The sequence below is a fragment of the Rivularia sp. UHCC 0363 genome, assembly GCF_034931125.1.
Lineage (GTDB): Bacteria > Cyanobacteriota > Cyanobacteriia > Cyanobacteriales > Nostocaceae > Rivularia.
On the sequence record NZ_JAYGHM010000046.1, the window covers coordinates 24,056 to 28,424 of the forward strand.

Sequence of the window (4,369 nt, forward strand, 5' to 3'; positions counted from 1 at the left end):
CGGAGTTAGGAGTTGACCTTTGACCTTTAACCTTTAACCTTTGACCTTTAACCTTCATTCCAATAATTCCGCAAGGTCTTCTAAGGGATATTCGGGTTCTTCGGGACAAAATTCTACACAAATTCTTACTTTCCCTTTTTTCCAACCTCTAGCACCCAACTTCAAAATTTCACAATCAATACCTTGATCGAAAAAAGATGCTTCTGGCATCTGAAAACTGATATATTTCTGTATAACTTCTAGCAATTCTAAGACTTTAAAAGTTGTAGATATTTCTAGATTTTCAAAATCTTTAGAATTTATAGATATCACTTCATTTCGTTCTAATCGCTCGAACTGTTTTTCCATGCTAATTTTTTATACTTAAATAATTTGCGTTACCAGAAGAATTAGAATATTGCTCGCTTTTATCTTGCTTTTATAACTTATAAAGGTAGAAGTTGGTAGATGGTTATTATATAGGGGTTTTCGGTTGAGTGAGGGACACAAATTTTACCTCACCCCGCCTCCGGTACCCCTCTCCTTACCAAGGAGAGGGGAAGGGGTGAGGTTTCTTCTGTATTTTACCCAAGTGAAAACCGCTATATATCCTTGACAATTATTTAGTCATACCAAATTGTCAACAAATTATATGTGATGACATTTACTTTTATTAATAATTTGCAATATTTTGAATAAAATGTGAAGTTTCGGCTGGTAGTAAATTATTTTTTAATTAGAGGATTCTAGGTGTAAGTTTAAAAAGTATCACAACTTAATCGCGAATAAACTATCTATAATTGCCATCTAAATCGTAAAACAAATACTAATTATTTTGTGTAAATATACAAACCATCACAAGCATTTAAGTATATTTCCTAAATTCCTATCATCATAAAAAGATTAACTTTAATCAAGATAATCCAAAATGCCTTTAAATTTGTATTTATTTGGTGGCAGCACTATTAGTATAGTCGTTGTAACACTTTTAGCTTTTAGCGTACTGCAATGGTTTCATATTCCTGCTGGTAATTTTCTCGATTGGGTAATTGGTGGTGCAAGTTTTTGGTGGCTTTTGGTAATTGTCACCGTACCTTGGAATATTCATTTTAAAGCTAAAGAAACGTTTTTCGACGCAAAACAATCGATTGAAAAAGCAATTCCAGTTGGTGATAAACAGCTAGATTACGTCAAACTTCTAGTAAAACGTTCGTTGATAGTTGCAATTTTTCTACATATACTATCTGCAATTGGTCTTTATATATTAGCTGCGACTGGTATCAGTGCTGTTGGTTATATAAGTTCCGGTGCAGCATTATTGTTAACAGGTTTACGACCAGCCATTAGCGCTTATGAATATTTATACCAGCGATTAACAACGATTGGTAAAGAATTAAGATATCCCCGCGAAGATATTGTCGAATTACGTCACCGCTTTACCAAAATTGAACAGACAGTTCAACGTATGGAAAAACAGCTTAATCCAGAAAACCCTGACTCTTTAGAAGCAAAGCAAAAAGTTTATTTACAAGAAACTCGGAGAGAATTAGCTAATATAGCCGCAAATATCGAAGAATTACGCGCAACAAACAAAACCGAACACGAGCGAATATCTAGAGAATCACAACAAGCGATCGCTCAACTTTCCACCGATGGGCAATTTTTAGAACACGTCAGAGAAATTATTCGATTTTTTAAAGCAGCGTAATATATACTGCTTCAACTATTCCCTTACTGGTTTCAGATAACACTCGTGAAATGAAATAATATCTAATAAGAGCTTTTACGTCTTCCGTTTCCTTAAATTATTTTGAGCAGAGAGAACTTAGTTAGGATTAACTTTTGTATCAATATTATCCGATCTCAAGCATAAGTTTGTGTTGGGAACCGGACTTATTCGCACAATTATCAATGATTTTGCTTTCTTTTGACTAATTAACTTTAGCAACCTACTCTTTGATTGAAGTGTATTAGACTATTTATGTTGATGATTTTCCGCTATTCTTGATTGGGGTAATAGTCATGCAAAAGAATTTAGGAGTAATATTAATGCTCTCAACATTCTTGTTAACTAGTACAGTTTCTAGAACATTCGCAGAAGATTCGGCAATTGAAGATATATCCCAAGACCTAACGGATACTGTTTTTGAAAATGTAGACGATAGCAATTCTGATGTTGAAATAGATCAATCAACTTCTATTTCTACTGGAAGTGATAATACTTACTCAGATACTGTATTGAATGAAAGCACGGGAACATTCGGGAGAGTAACAACTCAAGCTTATCCATCGATTGGGAACTGCGGATTGTCTGTATATTATCCACATCCTTCAAATAATAATTCAGAAGAAATACATACACGTATTGAGTCACAATGCAAAATCTTCCCTCTTGTATCAAATAGCGTTAGTGGCAAGACCTACAGGTCACGTTGGTATGGTTGGCAGCGTGTTGCTACTCTCAAAAGTAAAACCGTGACACTTCCGAGCAGTAGGGTTCAACGATTCCGTAGAACCGTTGTTGCGAAGTGCAAGGCAGGAACCTTGTATCGCTACCGAACTGAGGGATTCGGTACTGTTAGTACGGGAGTACAGAAATTCTCTGGTGCTGCTTACGAACAAAATGATGATGAGATTAAATGTGTTAAGCGGTAGTGTCATACATTTTTTGATTATCGCGGTTAGCGCAATTATTTTTTCTAGCATAGGTGGTGGGTGTAACAAAAATCATCCTAAATCTGGTAAGCAAGATATGACTTTACAAGATAATGCCACCTTTACTTCCTACCTCCCACAAGAGGTTTTAGCGGCTCCCAAAACACCCCCAAATTTTATCGTTACGTCAGATAGGGAATTCCAACTTCAGCCGTTTTATGTTGATTGGTCGAGTGCTGGTGGCCGAATTAAAGCCCCACCGTCTAAAATACGCTGGTTAGCTGTCGCGCAATCAGATACTTTGCTTGGATGGTTGGAAACTCCGCAGGTTCCGATTCGAGTTGTAGTTTATATTTATCCTCAAGTCAACGCAACAGGAATACCTCGTGAGGATTTGGGTTCCGAATACCGTTGCATACAAGGTAATTCGCCGCAAGGATTTTGTGTTTATCATAAAGCTTCGCATTCAGGTAAAGATGCAATCTTGCTCAATCTACGCCATCGCTTAGACGCTGATGCTTGCTATGTTGTAGTTAATGTGAGTTGGATAGTTCCACATCCTCAAGTAGAGCTTAGTGGAAATCCTGATAATAATGAAGTGTCAGCATCGTGGGGATGGCATCGCTGTAGCCATTTGTAAGATTTTATCTAAGTAAATCAAATATCAAAAATTACTTTTGTTAAAAGCATCGAAAAGCCTATGCTAGTTATAGAAGAAGTTTGATTTCCTTACTTCTACTGCTTTTATTCTTTAATTCAAACTAGGAATTAATAACAAAATTTGCGTAAGGCTTTTTGATAATGTCTATAACAGAACACAAAATAACAGTAGATTCACTGGAGTGGTTTTATCGGCAAGTAGAACCAATAGGTACAAGCGATTTATTACCAGTTGTGTTGCTGCATGGTTTACCATCGCAAAGCTATAGCTGGCGAAATATAATGCCGGGATTAGCGCAACAAGGTACAATGGCGATCGCACCAGATTGGATTGGTTACGGGTTTTCTAGCAAGCCAGAAAAAAGAGATTTTGCCTACACTCCCGAAGCATATATTACAGCTTTAAATAATTTTATCGAAGCATTAGAACTCGAACGTTTTTCTTTGGTCGTTCAAGGTTTTTTAGGTTCTGTCGGTTTACAATATGCTCTACGCAATCCCGACAAAATAGCCAGCATAATTATACTTAACACGCCGATTTCATCATCAGCTAAATTGCCTTGGAAAATTCAACAAATGGGTCTACCTTTAGCAGGTGAAATGATGACGCAAGACCCCTTATTAGTTGACAGAACTTTAGAAGGTGGTAGCCGTTACGTTATTAAAGACAAAGATTTAGACGTTTATCGCAAACCCTTTTTAAAAGCTTCCGCTGCGGGAAGAAGTTTACTCGCAACGATTCGGAATTTGCAGTTAACAAATGCGATGACAGAAATCGAAACTGGATTCAAAGAATGGCAAAAACCGATTTTAATTCAGTGGGGAAAAACTGACCCTTGGTTAAGTGTAGATATGGCAGAAAAATTTGCGAATTCCGTACCCGATGCTCAAGTAATTGGACTTAATGATGTCGCACATTATCCCCAAGAACATCATTATGAAGTGATTTTACAAGACCTATTGCCCTTCGTGCGTCGGAGTTGAGAAGAGATGGGGAGATGGGGAGATGGGGAGATGGGGAGATGGGGAGATGGGGGGATGGGGAGATGGGGAGATGGGGAGATGGGGAGATGGG

Annotated in this window: 5 protein-coding genes; 4 read left to right on the forward strand and 1 reads right to left on the reverse strand. The window is 37.3% G+C overall.

Annotation, left to right across the window (positions count from 1 at the left end):
* Positions 1-54 precede the first annotated feature (54 nt).
* Complete coding sequence (locus VB797_RS23045; RefSeq protein WP_323240075.1) at positions 55-348, reverse strand: KGK domain-containing protein; 294 nt, start codon at positions 346-348, stop codon at positions 55-57.
* A 559-nt stretch (positions 349-907) separates the two neighbouring features.
* Between VB797_RS23045 and VB797_RS23050 the strand changes: the two genes are divergently transcribed.
* The 4 genes from VB797_RS23050 (at position 908) to VB797_RS23065 (ending at position 4,278) form a co-directional block, all read left to right on the forward strand.
* Entirely contained in the window at positions 908-1,687 is a 780-nt protein-coding gene (locus tag VB797_RS23050; protein ID WP_323240076.1) for a hypothetical protein, read from the forward strand.
* A gap of 314 nt (positions 1,688-2,001) precedes the next feature.
* On the forward strand, positions 2,002-2,634 hold the full coding sequence (locus tag VB797_RS23055; protein ID WP_323240077.1) for a hypothetical protein: 633 nt from the start codon (positions 2,002-2,004) through the stop codon (positions 2,632-2,634).
* Between the two features lie 97 nt (positions 2,635-2,731).
* Positions 2,732-3,274: a hypothetical protein gene (locus VB797_RS23060; RefSeq protein ID WP_323240078.1), complete on the forward strand. Its 543-nt coding sequence runs from the start codon at positions 2,732-2,734 to the stop codon at positions 3,272-3,274.
* Between the two features lie 161 nt (positions 3,275-3,435).
* Entirely contained in the window at positions 3,436-4,278 is an 843-nt protein-coding gene (locus VB797_RS23065; protein ID WP_323240079.1) for an alpha/beta fold hydrolase, read from the forward strand.
* Positions 4,279-4,369 lie beyond the last annotated feature (91 nt).

Coding starts and splice junctions, on each gene's coding strand:
- VB797_RS23065 (WP_323240079.1), top strand. CDS start 3,436: ATGTCTATAACAGAACACAAAATAACAGTAGATTCACTGGAGTGGTTT.
- VB797_RS23045 (WP_323240075.1), bottom strand. CDS start 348: ATGGAAAAACAGTTCGAGCGATTAGAACGAAATGAAGTGATATCTATA.
- VB797_RS23050 (WP_323240076.1), top strand. CDS start 908: ATGCCTTTAAATTTGTATTTATTTGGTGGCAGCACTATTAGTATAGTC.
- VB797_RS23055 (WP_323240077.1), top strand. CDS start 2,002: ATGCAAAAGAATTTAGGAGTAATATTAATGCTCTCAACATTCTTGTTA.
- VB797_RS23060 (WP_323240078.1), top strand. CDS start 2,732: ATGACTTTACAAGATAATGCCACCTTTACTTCCTACCTCCCACAAGAG.